We start from the raw sequence: 18,068 nt of genomic DNA, 5'->3' as shown, positions 1-18,068 counted from the left end.
AATATATATTTTTACAAAAACAGAAATAACTGGAACGCCAATGTTTTAAATTTTAAACAAAAATTTATAAACAATAATTTACTTATTTTATTTAAAGTTATATAATAAATAAGGTTTAAAATAAACTAAATAAAGTTTTAAAAAATAAGTGCGCCATTTTTTGGTGCACTTTTTAGTTTAAATCCAGATCATATATTGCTTTTTCTAGATTCATAACTATTATTGTATGAACAAAATAATAAATATCAGAGTCTTTATTTAAAAAAGTTTCATTTGCTAATTTTAGTTTTGAAACAAAATTTTCATATAAAGATATATTTGCGTTGACATTTTCATTAATATCTTGCTGTTCTAGCAAGTATTTCAATTCTTCTTCAGTAACATAAGGATCTGAAAAAACATAAAATGGTAAATATAAATTATCTTTATAATCAAAAACAATTAAAGTACCTTTTTCACCTTGATTATGAATAATTTCCAATAAATTTTTCAATTGTTTTAATTTAAAATCATTTAAATTAGGTAAAGAGTTTATTTGTTTATTTAAGATGCTTTCCTTGTTAAATTCTTTATAAAAAAGTTTGTAAGAACAAATAAAGTATGTGTTTTTCTCAAAGTAAATATTATTCTCTTGATTATCGTTATTTAAATATGTTTTTAAATCAATTGCATTATAAAAAAAATTATTTGAAATTTTTTTATAAATAACAAAATCACCTAAATCTAAAATAGGAAAAATATCATATTGATCTTGGTTTTTAATAGGACTTAATAGTTTTGTGCAAATCATAATAAAACTTCCTTAAAATAAAAACCACAAGACACTGCACTTCTCGATATGGCTGCTATATTTCTATCCTGACCAGTTTACAAGGTTGCTGTTCTCATGGCTTAATAATTATACTATATTTTACCAACATAAATATATAAAAGTTTAGGCAATTATATTTAGCCTAAACTTGTTTAATATTTGTAATATTATTTTCTTATTTTAAATATCTTCACCATCTTCAAAGTCATCGATTGTGACTGGTCCAATTGTTGTTTTATCATCTTCTGATTTTTTATCTTGTTTAGCTTTTTCTAAAGCTTGTTCAATTTCGCCTTTTTTACTTTCGTAAAATTCTTTTGTTCTAGTTTCTTCACTAGCAGTTTCAACTTGAGATTTCACTTCATTAATTTTAGTTTCTAAAGTTTGTTTTATTGTTTGATATTTGTTATCACTTGAAAGATCATTTGTTGCATAATTTGTTGCTTCGCTAACTTTTTCATCATACTTAGTTTTAGCAGCTTGTCTTTCTGCTTCTTTTGCTGCTGCAATTTCTTGGTCTTTTCTTTCTTTTTGTTGTTTTGTTCTATTGATTAATGAAGTTATTTGTGATGCCGCTGAATCATAATCTTCTTTTGTTGGTTGAGGTTGTTCTTCCACTGATGCTTTAGCAAGAGCTAATTCTCTTTCTAAATCAGCTTTAATTTCGTCATATTCAGAATGACCACTTAAATCAACATCAAGTTGTGTTGCTTCTGCTACTTTAGCATTATAGTCTTGCTCTGCTTGGGCTAATTCTGCTTCTTTTCTATCAATTTCAGCTTTTTTAGCTTTAGCGCTTTCTAATGCTTTATTTAATAAATCATCAGCATTTTTATAATCATCTGCCGAACTTTTTTCATTTAATTTTGCAGATTCTTGAGATTTTTTAGTTTCTAATTCATTTCTTACTTCTTGATATTTTGATTCGCTAGCAATTTCTGAAATAAAAGAGTTAAGTTCACCTATTTTTTTCTCATAGTTCTCTTTAGCTAATTTTATTTTAGCTTCATTTTGTTTCTTTTCTTTTACTAAAATTACCGCTGTAGCAGTAACTGCTCCAGCAACAACGATAGAAGAAGGTATTCCTATTGCTAATAATAGTTTCTTTGATTTATTCATAATTTCCTTTACATATTTAATTTATTTATATAGTTTTATATGTTTATAATTTTAACACTCATTTTTTAAGAGTATGTAAAAAGTTCAATAAATTAACTTAAATTAAGATATAAAAAAATGTGCACGAGGCACATTTTGTTTATTACCGTCTGTTGTAGTACTCAACGATTAATGATTCATCAATTTCTTTAGCAAATTCATTTCTTTCTGGTAATCTTGTGTATGTTACTTTATTGTTTTCACGTGATAATCAAGCAGCTGTTGTCATAACTTCTAATGCATCTTTAACGTTTGCATTATTTTCTAAAGAAGCTTTAATTTCAATAACTGAACCTGGTTTAATAATCATTGAAGGAATATTTGCTTTATGACCATCAACGATTACGTGGTTATGGTTAACAAATTGTCTTGCTTGTGCTCTTGTACGTGCAAAACCTGCTCTAAATACTAAGTTATCTAATCTTGATTCAACTAATTGTAATAAGTTTGTACCAGTAACACCATCTTTTCTAGCAGCAACATTAAATAAGTTTTTGAATTGTCTTTCATTTAGACCGTACATAAATCTTACTTTTTGTTTTTCATACATATGTAATTGATAATCTGATGGTTTTGATCTTTTGGCACCATGTTGTCCTGGAGCTGTTGTTCTTTTCTTACCTTTTGTAAATTCTTTATTATTTTCTAAAAGTGATGTACCATATCTTCTTGATTTTTTAAAAATTGATCCTAAAAATCTTGACATATTTTTTTTCCTTTCAATATGCAAAGACAATTAATAATTCTTAATTTATATTTTTTTCTCTAATGATTTCGGCTTACAGCTTGCTTACTTTCAAATTTAAAGCAAAGAAAAAACATTTAAATAATATTATTATGCTGTGTCAATGCTTAACAATTATAACTTATTTTAAAAAAATAAGTCTAATTATTTTTCTGAATTTATTTTTTAAATTCGATTAATGGTTTATTGTATTTTGAAGTGAATTTTGTCATAAAACGGTTTATTTTTTTAGCAACATTACCTTTTGTTTTTTTATTTTCTTGAATCACAAAAATCAATTGTTTATATTTAAAATTGTATTTAATAGCCATTCATTCTCTTGGTTCGAAATTAAATTTAGCAACATATTTTTCATCAATGTTTTTAAAGTTTTCTTTAACATTTTCAATCGAACTTATTTTAATTTGAGCAATTGAAGTTTGCATATAAAGTTTTGTTTCAAAATTAATTAAATTTTCTTCAGCACAATCAAATGAAAAATAATTAATTAAAAGTTCATGACTTTTATCTAAATTTCTTTCACAAATATCTTCATATTTCATTTCTTGTGTTTCATAATAATTTAACATATCAATTAAAATATTAAAAAACATAAAACCATCATATTTAATATTTTGATTATTGTCTAAATAAATTTGATAATCTTCATCAAAAAATAAAAGATTAGGTTTTGGATATTTTTTTGAATCAAAATTCCAACTAAAATTTAGGTTTATTTTGTATCTTGAAGCAATATTAATAATGTTTTCTTTTTTTGTAAGATGAGAACAAACAACGTTCTTTATTTCACTAAATTGCTTATTAGTATTTTCATAATTGTTTATGAATGATAAATAGTTTGATGCTAAATCTGTCATATCCACTAATTCATAGTAAAAGAAATATTTTTTATTTTTATTTCTTTTATATAAATAAACTTTTTGATAATCATAAGAAAATTTAAATATATATTCGATATTTTTTAAAAGTGAATAATTTAAAAGTGAATATTTAAGAAACTGTGGCTTATCTGTTTTAAAACTATTTTTTAAAATTGTGTAAGCAATATCATTTTTACCTAAAATCTTTTTTACAAAACTATTTTGTAAAGGAGAGTTAATTACTCCTATTTTCAATAAATGATTTGCATTGTTAGTAAAGTTTTTATTTAATAAAAAATCAGTATATTCTTTTAAAATTTTTTGAAAATCAAGATTAGGATTTAAATTATTTCTATCTTTTATATTATCAATTGATATGTTTCGATACTCTAGTAAAAATAATTTTACTAATTCAAAATTTAAAGGTTCGACATTTTTATTAAAAAAGGAAATTGCAAAATTATTTTTTTCATCATACTTATGAACATAAATAATTATTGTAAAAGCTTCAGTTATACTATTTGTAAAAGCTAAAAAAGCTTTGCTAACTGGTTCATTTTTTTCATATGAATAAGTTAATATTTGTTCTTGATTTACTAAATTCAATAATTCTTTTTCAAAATATGGAAGATATTTATGGCTTCCATCATTAGCAATTAAAATTTTAATAGGACTTTTTGTGTTATTAATCAATATTTTATTAATTGAAAATGCTAATAATTTAATTGTAACTTCATTAAAGTTATTAAAACCTTCTTTTATTTGTCCTATAATGCTATTATTTTTTAAGTCAAACAAAGTGTTATTTTTGTTACTTATGTTATCTAAAAAATTTGCAAATAATTTAACTTTCATTTTCTCGCCTTTACTTTATTAATTCTTCTAGTTTCACTAGAAAATCATTTACTGTTTGATCTGATGAAGCATTTTCTTTTGCTTTCGTTAATAAATAATTAGACACTAATATTTTAATATTTTCTCTTAATTTTGCGCTTCTCTCATCGACCAAATCGGTAAAAGGCACTAAATTATCATTAAATATATTTTCCAAAAGTAGTTGATTAGCAATATTATCTTCGAAAACTTTATTATTTTGTTGAGCAAAATTTTCTGTTGGAAATACATAACCTAAAGCAAAACTAAGGTATTCAATTGGAGTTAAAATGGTTTTTTTATTATTAACAACTCATTCTAATTTATTTTCTGAATTATATAATCAATTTAAAAATAAATGAATAACTTCGTTTTTTTCTTTAATATCTGATTTAATTGCTGAAACAAATAAACCTTGCATAAAAAATGAGCCTTTGTCTTGTGTCTTATTTCTTTTAAGTGGAACATTTTTTATTAATAAATCATTTTTATTTTCAAGAAAATATTCGTAATTAAATTCATAGGCTCTTGAGGTTATGAAAGTGAATAATTGATTTTTACTATTTTTAATATTAAGATTTTTGTTTGCTTCAATATACAAAATATTATTCTTAAGCTTATTATAAAAATCATAAATCTCATTTTTAAATTCAATGTTTTCTCTTGAATCATTCTTAAAAATATTGTCATAAATTATTTTTTTATTTTCATCATATTTTAAGAAAAAATTAGAAAAATTAGATTCGGACTTTTTAAAAAGATTTTCAAATAAATAATTTTCAATATGCTTAATGAATAAAATATCTAACTGTTTTTTATTAACCATCGATTTATTTAAAAGTTCGATAAAAGAATTAAAATCATCATCATAATTTAAAATATCTTCATCTAATTTTAAATTTCACGCTTTGACTTGTTCTTTGTTAAATAAAATAATTTCTTTATTTTCATTTAAACTTTCATAATTTAAAATTAGATCAGTGAAAAATTGAGAATTTTTTAAATTGGAAATATATTTGTTATTAATATTTTCTTTTTTATTAAATTCATAAAGAGAATGCAATACATAAGATAGTAACTTTTTATTTATAATAAAAATCTCTGAACTAATTCCAATTGGTAAACTATAAATTTTATTTTTATTATTAAAACCTAAACGGTTATTAAAATCTAAAATTTTTTCTTTAATTTTTGATTTCTTAGTAATCTCTGTTAAATCAAATAAACGATTATTATTATAAATTAAAGGAACAATTGAAGGATAAGAAATAACAAGAGAAGGTGTTCTGCTATCTTTAATATTCATTTCTAAATTAACTTTATAGTTTATCTGTTTTTTATCAAAAACATTACGAATATTAATTTTATTATTTAAATATTTATTATCTAAGCTATTATTAAATTTATTTACAAGAGTAGAAATAGCATTAAAAGCCTTTTTTTCGTGTGATTGAACAAAAGGAATTATTAAGTTTACTTTTTCTGTTTCTTTAGTTTCACAAGAAATACAAAAAGCCACAGCTAGTGGCGATATAACTGAACCTAGTAAACCTAAAAAAACTTTTTTATTCATATTATTTTACAATCCGTGAAGAAATTGTTTTAGCAACAATTGTTCCGTCATTTGTTGCAGTAGTAATTTGTCTAATATCTTTTGCAATTACATCCCCAATGGCAAAGATATTTTTTTCTTTTGTTTCCATATTTTTATCAACAATAATAAAACCACGTTCATTTAATAAACTTTTGTCTGAAATAAATGAAGTTGCTGCTTTAAATCCAATGTAAGGAAAAACTCCTTTTATATTCATTTCTTTGATTTCACCATCAACATTTGCAATAATACTTTCAACTTTATCATCACCATTTAATTTTAAAATTTGTGAATTATAATGAATAAATATATTGCTATGTTTTTTTGCATCATTAATTATGCGTGCTTCTGCTTTCACTTCGTCTCTAACAAAAATATGAACTTCAGAAGCAGTTGAAGCTAAATAGGCAGATTCTTCAAAAGCAGAATTTCCCCCACCAATTATTGCACAAGGTTGATTTTTAAATAATGCTCCATCGCAAATAGCACAATAAGAAACACCTTTACCATTAAATTTTTCGATATTTTCAACACTTGTTGGTACTAAGTTAACCATTCCTGTTGCAATAACTATTGCGCTAGCGTAGTATTCATTTCCATTTTGCAAAGTAACAACTTTTTCAGTTTCACTCATACTTTCAATTTTAGAAACCATACCAAAAATTTGTTTAGCACCATTATTTTTAGCTTGATTCAACATATTAATTGAAAGTTCAAAGCCACTAATAAAATTAAAACCAGGGTAATTTTCAATTTTTGATTGTTGCACCATTTTACCACCGGGTGCATATCCTTCTATAAAAGCCACGTTATAATCATTTCTAGCTAAATATAAAGCTGCTGTTAGTCCTGCAGGACCAGCGCCGATAATTAAAACATCAAATTTATTATCCATAAAAGCCTCTCCTTTAAAAAATTAAACATTAGCTTAAGCTAACGTTAATTTCTTTATTTAAATCATTTTGTTTAGTAAAATCTTTTCTTAATAAACCTTTATTATTATTCTTTGGTTCATAAACGATAAAGTAGAAAAATTTATGTGTTCATTCCTTTTGATATTTGCATACTTTATAAACATTGTAATTTAGTTTTAAAGTAAATTCAAATAGAATAACTAAAATTGCTCCAACAATAATATATAGGGCAGAAATTACTTTATAAATTGTATAACTGTCTTGACGTAAAGGTTCCATTCCGAAACGTAATATTCCATAGAAAACAATGTATAAAGCTCCTGTTGTTCCAGGTCTTAATCAGTTTCAATTGTTTAAAATTCAAACTAATAAAATATAAGCAAATAAGTTAGCAATTGATTCATATAAGAATAATGGTAGACGGTAATGACCATTAATAAACATATGTTCTCTAATTAATTGTGGGAGCATCTTAAATGCAAATGAAGATTCAGACATAATTTGTCCATAAACTTCATGGTTTGCAAAGTTACCTCAACGACCAATTGCTTGACCTATAAATACGGCTGGTAAAATGATTGAAAACGCTTTTTTCAAGTCAATTTTTTTTGGATTTTTTGAAAACACAATATACATAATACAACAAATTGTTGCTGTAATAACACCACCGTGAATTGATAGACCACCCTCTCAGATATAAAACATTTTATATCAAGGTCCATTAGCTCACCCTTTGTGTTCGATTAATTGTTGAATAACAAAAACAAATCTAGCACCAATAATAGCAGTAGGTAAAGCAATAAATATTAAAATTGCTAATTGTTCAAAAGAATATTTTTCTCTTTTTCAAAAGTAAAAAACAGTTAAAATAGCTGCAATCATTCCTAACATCATTGTTAGCGAATAAATGTGAAATGGCCCGATTTGTAAACTTATTCCTGCATAATCCTTCATATTTTCTCCTTTCTTTTTTCGTTTATTTAATATGTAAATTATAATTAAAAATAATTTATTATTAAATTATATTTTAATTTTTACTTATTAAGATAATTTTAATATTTTCTTTAAATATTGTCCTGTATATGAGTTTGTAATTTGTGCTACTTGTTCCGGAGTTCCAGAAGCAATAATATTTCCGCCATTTTTACCGCCATCTGGTCCAAGATCTATAATATAATCTGCACATTTAATTACATCTAAATTATGTTCGATAACAATTACTGTATCACCATTATCAACAATTCGATTTAAAACGTTCAATAAATTTTGAACATCATATGAATGTAATCCAGTTGTAGGTTCATCTAAAATATACAATGATTTTCCTGTAGGCTTTTTTTGTAAGTATGTTGCTAATTTAACACGCTGCGCTTCACCACCTGATAATGTTGTGGCATTTTGACCTAATTTTATATATCCTAAACCAACATCTAATAAGGTTTGCAGTTGATCTCTAATTTTTCCATTTTGAATAAAAAATGCATAAGCTTGTTCAACAGTCATATTTAAAATATCATTTATTGATTTACCACGATATTTAACTTCCAATGTTTCATAATTATATCTTTGTCCATCACAATGATCACATGTAACATAAACATCAGGTAAAAAGTGCATTTCTATTTTTATTACCCCATCACCATCACATTTATCACATCTTCCACCAGGAACATTAAATGAAAATCTCGATTTTGTAAAGCCTCTAATTCTTGCTTCTTCGACATTAGCAAATATGTCTCTTATATCATCAAATACACCTGTATAAGTTGCTGGATTAGAACGAGGTGTTCGACCGATAGCACTTTGGTCTATTTTTATTAATTTATCAATATATAAATACCCAGTAATCTTTTTATTTTTATCATCAGAATAACTTTTATTTTTTAAAAGCAAATCAAGTTCATTGATTAGTTCTTGGTTAATTAATGAAGATTTTCCAGATCCAGAAACACCTGTTACAGCAATAAATTTTCCTAGTGGAAATTTAGCAGAAATATTTTTTAGGTTATTTGCCTTAGCATTTTTAATTATTAATACCTTACCATTGCCTGACCGACGACTATTTGGAACTTTAATTTCTAATTTATTTGATAAATATTGTCCAGTAATACTTTCTTTTGTATTGATAATTTTATCAATATTACCGCTAGCAACAATTTCACCACCATGTTCACCAGCCTTAGGGCCAATATCCACAATAAAATCGGCTTGTCTTATTGTATCCTCATCATGCTCAACAACAATTAATGAGTTACCTAAATCAACCATTTTTCGTAATGAATTTAACAACTTTTCGTTGTCTTTTTGATGTAGTCCAATTGAAGGTTCGTCTAAAACATATAAAACTCCAGTTAGATTTGCTCCTATTTGTGTTGCCAATCTAATTCGTTGCGCTTCACCACCTGACAATGTTTCAGCTTTTCTATTTAAGGTCAAATATTGCAAACCAACATTAATTAAGAAATCAATACGATGATTTATTTCAATGAGAATTAAGTTTGTTATTTCTTTTTCAATATCACTTAAATGAATTGTTTTTAGAAATTCTTTTAATTCTTCTATTGATTTATTGCAGATTTCATATATATCTAAATTATTAATTTTAGTTGCCAAAGCATATTTATTTAATCTTTTTCCCTTACATAAATCACAAGGACTATCTGATAAGTAACGTGAATAATACATTCTTATTTCATTAGAAGTGGTATCAAGATATTTTCTTTCTATCTTGTCACAAACCCCTTCAATTTGACGAGATTTTTCATATTTAATCCCGTTTTCTGATGTAACAGTAAAAGCAATCTCCTCAGTTGAACCATACTTTAAAATTTCAATTTGTTCTTTAGTTAAATCATTAATCGGTCAAGTTTTATCAATATTATAATAAGAAAGTAATTTGTCAAACTCTTGTCATTCTAAGTTTTTTGAATTAACTAAGTTTTTAAAAAGTAGAATTGCACCTTGGTTAATAGATAGTGTTTTATCAGGGCAAATTAAATCTCATGAAGCCTTTTGTAAAAGTCCTAAACCTTTGCATTTTTCACACATTCCATTTGGTGAGTTAAATGAAAAAATTCTTGGTTCAATTTTAGGCATATCAAAATCACCAAATTTACAACTATGAGTTATTGAATATGTATTTGTTTCACCTCCAATAACTTCAATTGTAACAAGACCTTTTGAATATTGCAAGGCAATTTCTATTGCTTCTGCTATTCTTGATTTTGTTTGTGAATCTTTAGTTAAAGTAAAACGATCGATAATTAAATCAATATTCCATTTTTTATTTTTATCTAAAACTGGATTTTTTGCTAATTCCAGAATTTCTCCATTTGCTTTCACACGTAAGAAACCTTCTTTTTTTAATCTAGCTAGTGTTGTGGCAAATGAACCCTTTTGATTATTAACAACAGGTGATAAGATAAAAATTTTCGAATCTTCTTTTTGATTCAAAACGTGATTAATGATATCTAAACTTTTTTGTGCAGTAATTTCATTTTTATGATTTGGACAAAAAGACTTTCCAATACGTGCATATAATAATCTTAAATAATCATAGATTTCAGTAACAGTTCCTACAATACTTCTTGGGTTATTATGAACAGTTTTTTGTTCAATAGATATTGCAGGGCTCAATCCTTCAATACTATCAACATCTGGTTTTTTTGTCCCTCCTAAAAACTGTTTAGCATAATTAGATAAACTATCAACATATCTTCTTCTACCTTCTTCATATATTGTATTAAAGGCTAAAGAACTTTTCCCTGACCCTGATAAACCTGTAAAAACTACAAATTTATTTCTGGGAATTTCTAAATTTACGTTTTTTAAATTATTTTCTCTTGCATTCTTTATTATTATTTTATCTTTCATATTAAATATAATTATATTTAAATAAAAAATAGAAAATAAAAAAACACAAATTTACTTTTTTGTGCTTTTTAAAAAATTAGTTAAAATCTTCGTTTTCCATTTTTTCTTTTTTAGAATTTTCTTTAGATGATTCACCATATTTTTTTTCATGGTAAATATCTAAAAGATCTTGAATAAATTCTTCTCGATCTTGTAGACTTAAATTAAATCCTGCCATGCCAGATAAAAAAGTTCCATCTTGAACTTGATCAAGAAAATCATCAAGCATTCTAATTATTTCATTTTCGGGAACATCAGTATTTAATAAAGAATCAACAAATGTTTCTAAAACAATTCTTCTTGCTTGTTCATGGTTTAATTTTGCTCTTTCATCTGAAGATGATGATTTTGAACCACTCATTTTTTTAATTATTTCTTCTTGAGCTTGTTGCAATTTATTAGGGTCATTAATAATGCCTTGTATTTCTTTAATTTTTGTTGGATCAGACATCATTTGTTCAATTGAAGCTAATTCTTCTCTATCTTCATCATTTAGGTCTTGGTCATTAAATAGCTTTTTAATTGAAGAAAAAGGAAAATCATCTTGTGCTACAAATTCTGAAGCAACATCATCCAAATAATTTTGATATATATCATCTCTTCATTCATAAATAGAAAATAAGTCTTTTGATATTGTAGATAAGTCTAATCTTAATAACAATTCATAATCGTAGTAATTTAAAGATTCTTCCCTACTTCATTCAAAAGCTGGATTTAATTGGTTAAGAGGAAATGAAACAAAATCAGTTGCTAATAAAGTATCTGCAATTTCCTTACCATAATCTTTAGTTACAAAATAATTATCGATAATTTTATCTGTATCTATTTCAAAATTATGTTGTTTTAAATAGTTAACATTTTTCTCTTTATATTGAATATAACGTTTACTAAGGTTTGAATCTTTATACTTTGGAGCTTTTGATATAGTAAATTTAAATGAAATTATTGAATAGTCAGATAGAATAATTGTTAGATAATTTTCATAATTTTCATCATTTAAAAAATTAATATATTTATAAACTAAATATTCATTTTTGATAATCTTGTTGGTTGTGATTTTTTCTTCTAAATTTTTTGGTTGATCAAATAAATTGTTAAATTTTTCTGATTCAAAAATTGGATAATAATTTTTCGTTTTATCTCCATAGAAACCTATTATAATTCCGGCTAATTCTTCAAAAGTTAAAGAATCGCTAAAAATAGTTTTTAATTCATTTTTTTCATCAAAAAAGTTAATTAATTCAACATTGTCTTTTTTAAAAAATGGTGATAAATAATTAATAGATTTTACTCTTAATAAATAGTTTTGACCTATTCTTGTTGCTTTCATATTTTATTCTCCTTCTAAAAATTCGTGTAACATATGTTTTCTAGCAATATTTTTTAAACGATATAAGTAATCTAAAATTGCTTCCCCTAAACCATTTTGACACACATCACTTGTAAATAATTTCGCTATTGATAAAGGTTCCTTAGTAGCATTTGCCATTGCATATGAATAATTTGTTAATTTTAACATTGATGCATCATTATTGCTATCGCCTATTGTCATTACTTCATTTAATAATACATCTTCTTTATTATAAAGGTTTTCAACCAATCATTTTATTGCTGTTCCCTTGTTTACTCCTAAATAATTTATTTCAACATTACAATGTGTGGGAATAATTTCAATTTTGTCTTTTAAATTTTTTATTTGTTTATAAATTTTTTGTGGATATGTTTGTGAATATGGTTCATCTAATGAATATAACTCAATTTTTATTGGGTTAATCTCTTCGCCTTTTCAAAATTTAGGAATTGAGGTTAATTTATCTTGACTAATAAAATGATGTTTTAAAACCTCTTTTGTAAGTTCTGGTATTTCTTTTAGGTAGAAATAACTTTTATCATCTCAAAAAATTGCTTGTAAATTCATTTTATTAGCAACTCTAATTATTTCTTTTAAAATTGAAAAATCAATATTTCAACTTTTAATAACTTGTGATTTTTCAACATCATAGATTTCTCCACCCGAAGAACAAAGTAAGTATTTTACTTTTAATTTTTGGGCTAAATCAAGCATTCTTTCTTGAACAGGATTACCTGTACAAATATTAAAATCAGCGCCATTATTAACTGCAAATAAAATATCCTTTATAGTTTCTTCTTTTAAGTCAAAATTTTTGTAAAGTGTTCCATCAACATCAGAAAAAATAACAGGTTTTTTATTATTTGTTATTGCGTACATTTCATCCCCTTTGTTTATTATATTTTTATTTTTTCTTATTTTTAAAAGCTACTTTTTTTCGTTTAATTAATATTGCTATTATTATATACAAAAATAATCCTCCAATAGCAATAGATGGCACTGTATAACTTAATATTTTTCAAACTTTATTAGAACTTTTTTGTTGTTCATATTCTTCGTTATAAAATCAATGACCATACAAGACTGTTTTATTCTTTTCCAAATATTTTATTTCATTAATGTTTTTACTATCATTTAAGTGTTTTTTTGTTGTTAATCAGCTTCAAACTAGTATTGAAGCTTCAGGCATTGGTAATTTTTGGCTACGAAAAACAATAATCAACTTATCTTCTTCGTTTTTATTTTGATTATATTTGTCTATTAAATAGTTAAATTCATTAGATAAAAAATTATTCATAGTCTCAGGATTATCTATTTTAATAGATTCTTTTGAATGTAAATCCTCTGTTTGATTATTTATTTCAAGGCTATCTAAACTTTGTAATTTTCCATTATTATTCCACTCAAAAAAAGATTCAAATGAAAAATTTTTATATGAGTTTTTTTGGTTTTCCATTTCTTTTGATAATAAAAAATCATTTCAAGTTAAATTAATATATTTATTTTTTATTTCTTCAAAATTTTTATCACTATTCTCATTTTTTATTTGATTTTTATCTTGGCAAGAAACAACTACAGATGCAGCAGGTAAAATTGATAATGTTGTTAAAGAAGTCAATAATAGTTTTTTTACTCTTTTTTTCATAATTAAATTAAATTTTATAATAAATTAGCTTATTATTTAAATATTAAATAGGAAAAGGAGAATATATGAACATTATTTTAATAATTACATTAGTAATTACAACAATTCTTTTATTATCAATTATCGGTTTAATTTTATTTTTAATTATTGATAGAAAAAATAAAACAAAAAATGAAATTTCATTAGAAAAAAATGAAGATATTAAATATGAAAAATATTTAGAAGATTTTAAACAAAACAGTGAAATTTTATTTACTAAATTTCAAGGTGATCAAAAATTAGCAATTGAATCACAAATTAATACAAAATTTAATGAAGTTATAAGTTCATTAAATGAAAATAACAATAACTTTAAAGAAAAATTATTTATTAATATAAATGAAAAATTTCTAAGCGTTGAACAATCTTTTAGAAAACAAAGTAAAGAAGAAAAAGATGAATTAATTAAGAATAATGATGATTATAAAAAAGACTTATTTAACACAATAAATAGTAACTTTTTATCAATTAACAATCTTTTAAAACAAGAAATTAAAAACCAAAGTACAGAATTTAATGAATTATCTAATAAATTAAGTAAAAAAATTGATGACAAAATTGATGCTATTTCAAATGGAAATAAAAAATGATTTGAAGAAATCAAAACAAAAATTGATGAACATTTTGAAGATAAACTTACAAAACAAATTAACGAACATTTTAGTAACATCAAAACTTCGATGGATGAAATGAATAAAGGAATGACTGAGTTTAGTACAATTCAAAAAAGTGTTACTGATCTTAACAAAGCATTTTCAAGCAACAAATATATTGGAAATTTTGGTGAATTTTCATTAAAACAAATTTTTGAAAACCACTTTCCAGATTCAAAAGATAAATTATGATTCGAACAATACAATATAGATCCAAAAAATAATGCCAGAGTTGACTTTGCAATAAAAATAAAACAAAAAACATTAGAAAATGAAGAAGTAGATCAAATTATCCCAATAGATAGCAAATTACCGCTTGATTCATGAAATAAATATGTAAATGAAACAAATAAAGAATTAAAAGAAAAAAATCTTAAAGCTTTTAGAAATAGTATTAAAGAAATGGCTAAAAGTATTAGTGAAAAATACATTAATGTTAATAAAAAAACTACACCTTATGCTTTAATGTTTGTACCTTCTGAATTCATTTACTCTTCAATTCTTCAGGAATATGATTTTACATCTAAAATTTTAACTGATCATAATGTATTTATATTAGGTCCTACTTTAACAATAGCTTTTATTTACAATTTATTTCTACAAAACCAAAATTTCAAAGTGGCAAAGGATATCGATAAAATTAGGGGATTATTTGTTGAAATTAAAACTAATTACAAGAATATGAATAATAACATTATCGAAAGTTTAAAATCAGTTAATAATGCTTCGGACAAGATTAAGATTGCATATAAAAATTCACGTCTTGTAGTTGAAAAAATTAATAAAAACTCTAAAGAATTAAATATTTCAAAAATAGAAATTAAAAAAGACTTAGAAGAAAAACTATTACCAGAAGAAAATTTTGAAGATTAGTAAAATGAATAACAAAAAATATGCTGCCGCTTTGGCAGCATATTTTTTTGATTGGAAATTATTTTGTAATTTTTGTTACAGTTCCGGCACCAACGGTTCTACCACCTTCACGGATTGAGAATCTTGTACCTTCTTCAACAGCGATAGGAGCGATTAAAGTAACTTTTAATTCAACTGTATCCCCTGGCATAACCATTTCACGTTGTCCGATAAATGCGATACCACCAGTAACGTCTGTTGTACGGAAGTAGAATTGTGGTTTATAGTTTTGGAAGAATGGTGTGTGACGTCCACCTTCTTCTTTTTTAAGAACGTAAACTGTAGCTTCAAATTCTGTGTGAGGAACGATTGTTTTAGGTTTTGCTAAAACTTGACCACGTTCGATTTCTGATCTGTCAATACCACGTAGTAATAAACCAGCGTTATCTCCAGCTTGAGCTTCTTTTAAGTTCTTTCTGAACATTTCGATACCAGTAACAACTGTTTTCTTGGTTGGTTTTAGACCAACGATTTCAACTTCTTCGTTTAGTGTTAAAACACCACGTTCAACTCTACCTGTTGCAACAGTTCCACGACCTGTGATTGTGAAAACGTCTTCGATAGCCATTAAGAATGGTTTTTCTGTTTCACGTTTTGGTTCTTCGATGTATGAGTCAACAGCATCCATTAATTCCATAATTTTGTCTTCGTATTCTGCATCACCTTGTAATGCTTTTAGAGCTGAACCAGCAATAACTGGTGTGTTGTCTCCATCAAATCCGTATTCGTTTAGTAATCCACGGATATCCATTTCAACTAAACCGATCATTTCTTCTCTTTCATCAGCATTGAACATGTCAATTTTGTTTAAGAAAACAACAATCTTAGGAACACCAACTTGTTTTGCTAAAAGAATGTGTTCACGTGTTTGAGGCATAGGACCATCTGTAGCAGCAACTACTAAGATAGCACCATCCATTTGAGCAGCACCTGTAATCATGTTTTTAACGTAGTCAGCGTGACCTGGACAGTCAACGTGAGCATAGTGACGTTTTTCTGTTTGGTATTCGATGTGTGATGTATTAATTGTAATACCACGTGCTTTTTCTTCAGGAGCGTTGTCGATAGAAGCATAGTCTCTAGCTTCTGATAAACCTTTTTTAGATAAAACTGTAGCGATAGCAGCTGTTAATGTTGTTTTACCGTGGTCAACGTGACCGATTGTACCAACGTTAACGTGAGCTTTTGAACGGTCAAAATCTAATTTTGCCATTTTGATTCCTTTCTAATTAAATATTTTTATATTTGTTTTGATATTTTTAATTTTATAAGATTTAGAAAATCTTGATTAAACGCGTTTAACCACCTAAGCATAGCCTTTCATCTATGTCCTGTCCAAAAAAACATACGTTTAATGTTAATTAGCAATAAAAATAATTTTAACAAAAATAAAATTTTTATCCAAATAATTTTACCAAAAATAAGGTTTGTTTTTTTATTATATTATTTGCTTATCCTTATAATAACATATTAAAATAAATTGTTTATATTTTTGTTCTTAATTTTAGGTAAAAAAATATTTTATAATGCTTGGTTATTTTTAAAAAATTTAACTTTACAAAAGCAAACAAAAAACTCTAATTAATTAGAGTCTTTTAAAATTCTTCCTAAAACTGATTGAAGATTTTCGATTGGAACTGCTTGTAAAACACCGTTTTCTGCTAGAGTAATTCCCCCGTTTTCTTCACTAACAATTAATGTTGAGGCATCACACATTTCAGAAATCCCCATTCCAGCACGGTGTCTTGCTCCATATTTATTATCAATAGATTTTTTGGTAATTTTATAGTATGTTGCAACATAGTAAATTTTATTATTTCTTATAACAACAGCTCCATCATGAAGTGGACTATGCTTATTAAAAATTGAAATTAAAATTGAGGAAGAAATATTAGCATCTAAAATAATTCCATCGGTTCTTAAACCATCTAAATTATCATTGTTTTCGATTGTTATAATTGCTCCGGTTTTAGTCTTTGCTAATCGTTCTAATGCTTCTTTTAATTGGTAAATAATTCTTATTTTTGTAGAATTTCCTAATGTTTTCTTAATTGATTTACTCTTCTTTGTGGCATTAACAGCAACAATAATATAATTAATAGAAATTATAAGCGCTATTAAAACAACAATTGCCAAAGTAATGTATACTGCCGTACTCATCTTATACCTCCATTTATTTATTTTATTATATTAATTAAGAAGCTCTTTTTGTTAAATAAATAATTAATCCTAAAACAATGCTTTGAATTAAAATAACAAAAAATACAATTAATATTCTTTTTGTTTTACTAATTGGCTTAGCAGGAGAAGATAAAGGTGATTCAGATCAATTTTCAAATTCAACATATGTTTGATATTTCATTTGTAATTGAGCTTGTCTTTTTTGTGTTTCTTTAACTAAATCCTTATTTTTTTCGTCCATGATGCTCATAAATCTCATTTTTTGAAAAAAATTAAAAATTTCCATTTCGGAATATTCTTTGTAAAATTTAGCGTTCTTTTTGTAAGCCTGGAACTCGGTTATGATTCTTGAAATACTATCGCTTTCTGGATCATAGTTTAATGTTCTTGTATCTTTTTGCTTTTGTGCCATATTTTCCC

15 protein-coding genes and 1 other RNA gene are annotated in these 18,068 nt (G+C 25.1%); 1 reads left to right on the top strand and 15 read right to left on the bottom strand.

Translation table 4 applies throughout. The features are described 5' to 3' along the window. Nucleotides 1-172: 172 nt before the first annotated feature. From ACQW0Y_RS02395 to ACQW0Y_RS02340, 12 genes are all read right to left on the bottom strand, one after another. A complete protein-coding gene (locus tag ACQW0Y_RS02395; protein WP_427867585.1) occupies nt 173-790 on the bottom strand; it encodes a hypothetical protein in 618 nt (205 codons plus the stop codon). A gap of 12 nt (nt 791-802) precedes the next feature. Further along, nucleotides 803-897: signal recognition particle sRNA small type (ffs, locus tag ACQW0Y_RS02390), an RNA gene on the bottom strand. A 94-nt stretch (nt 898-991) separates the two neighbouring features. Continuing rightward, a complete protein-coding gene (locus ACQW0Y_RS02385; protein WP_427867584.1) occupies nt 992-1,930 on the bottom strand; it encodes a hypothetical protein in 939 nt (312 codons plus the stop codon). A gap of 142 nt (nt 1,931-2,072) precedes the next feature. Then, the gene (rpsD, locus tag ACQW0Y_RS02380) at nt 2,073-2,675 is read right to left on the bottom strand and encodes a 30S ribosomal protein S4 (protein WP_427867583.1); all 603 of its coding nucleotides are present in this window, start codon (nt 2,673-2,675) and stop codon (nt 2,073-2,075) included. A 197-nt stretch (nt 2,676-2,872) separates the two neighbouring features. Beyond that, entirely contained in the window at nt 2,873-4,429 is a 1,557-nt protein-coding gene (locus ACQW0Y_RS02375) for a hypothetical protein (protein ID WP_427867582.1), read from the bottom strand. 10 nt (nt 4,430-4,439) lie between these two features. Then, entirely contained in the window at nt 4,440-6,020 is a 1,581-nt protein-coding gene (locus ACQW0Y_RS02370; RefSeq protein WP_427867581.1) for a hypothetical protein, read from the bottom strand. Between the two features lies 1 nt (nt 6,021). Beyond that, nucleotides 6,022-6,936 carry an NAD(P)/FAD-dependent oxidoreductase gene (locus ACQW0Y_RS02365; RefSeq protein WP_427867580.1) on the bottom strand — a complete coding sequence of 305 codons (915 nt, stop codon included), beginning with the start codon at nt 6,934-6,936 and terminating at the stop codon, nt 6,022-6,024. A gap of 28 nt (nt 6,937-6,964) precedes the next feature. Continuing rightward, nucleotides 6,965-7,909, bottom strand: a complete 945-nt coding sequence (gene lgt, locus ACQW0Y_RS02360) for a prolipoprotein diacylglyceryl transferase (protein ID WP_427867579.1) — start codon at nt 7,907-7,909, stop codon at nt 6,965-6,967. A gap of 87 nt (nt 7,910-7,996) precedes the next feature. Further along, nucleotides 7,997-10,828: an excinuclease ABC subunit UvrA gene (gene uvrA, locus ACQW0Y_RS02355; protein WP_427867578.1), complete on the bottom strand. Its 2,832-nt coding sequence runs from the start codon at nt 10,826-10,828 to the stop codon at nt 7,997-7,999. Between the two features lie 76 nt (nt 10,829-10,904). After that, nucleotides 10,905-12,197 (bottom strand): hypothetical protein, encoded by a 1,293-nt coding sequence (locus ACQW0Y_RS02350; RefSeq protein WP_427867577.1) that lies wholly within the window; start codon nt 12,195-12,197, stop codon nt 10,905-10,907. A gap of 3 nt (nt 12,198-12,200) precedes the next feature. Beyond that, entirely contained in the window at nt 12,201-13,097 is an 897-nt protein-coding gene (locus tag ACQW0Y_RS02345) for an HAD-IIB family hydrolase (protein WP_427867576.1), read from the bottom strand. A gap of 25 nt (nt 13,098-13,122) precedes the next feature. Further along, on the bottom strand, nt 13,123-13,863 hold the full coding sequence (locus tag ACQW0Y_RS02340; RefSeq protein WP_427867575.1) for a hypothetical protein: 741 nt from the start codon (nt 13,861-13,863) through the stop codon (nt 13,123-13,125). 65 nt (nt 13,864-13,928) lie between these two features. Between ACQW0Y_RS02340 and rmuC the strand changes: the two genes are divergently transcribed. Further along, complete coding sequence (rmuC, locus tag ACQW0Y_RS02335) at nt 13,929-15,428, top strand: DNA recombination protein RmuC (protein WP_427867574.1); 1,500 nt, start codon at nt 13,929-13,931, stop codon at nt 15,426-15,428. 58 nt (nt 15,429-15,486) lie between these two features. On the opposite strand, the gene tuf is transcribed toward rmuC, so the two are convergent. From tuf to ACQW0Y_RS02320, 3 genes are all read right to left on the bottom strand, one after another. Then, a complete protein-coding gene (gene tuf, locus ACQW0Y_RS02330) occupies nt 15,487-16,680 on the bottom strand; it encodes an elongation factor Tu (protein WP_427867573.1) in 1,194 nt (397 codons plus the stop codon). A gap of 368 nt (nt 16,681-17,048) precedes the next feature. Then, nucleotides 17,049-17,627, bottom strand: a complete 579-nt coding sequence (locus ACQW0Y_RS02325; RefSeq protein ID WP_427867572.1) for a diadenylate cyclase — start codon at nt 17,625-17,627, stop codon at nt 17,049-17,051. Nucleotides 17,628-17,661: 34 nt separating this feature from the next. Continuing rightward, nucleotides 17,662-18,060 carry a hypothetical protein gene (locus ACQW0Y_RS02320; protein WP_427867571.1) on the bottom strand — a complete coding sequence of 133 codons (399 nt, stop codon included), beginning with the start codon at nt 18,058-18,060 and terminating at the stop codon, nt 17,662-17,664. Between the last annotated feature and the right edge of the window lie 8 nt (nt 18,061-18,068).

Source organism: Mycoplasmopsis arginini, from assembly GCF_965278885.1.
Classification (GTDB): Bacteria; Bacillota_I; Bacilli_A; order Mycoplasmatales; family Metamycoplasmataceae; genus Metamycoplasma; species Metamycoplasma arginini_B.
The sequence above is the reverse complement of the archived record's forward strand: the minus strand, read 5'-3'. Positions and strand labels throughout refer to the sequence as shown.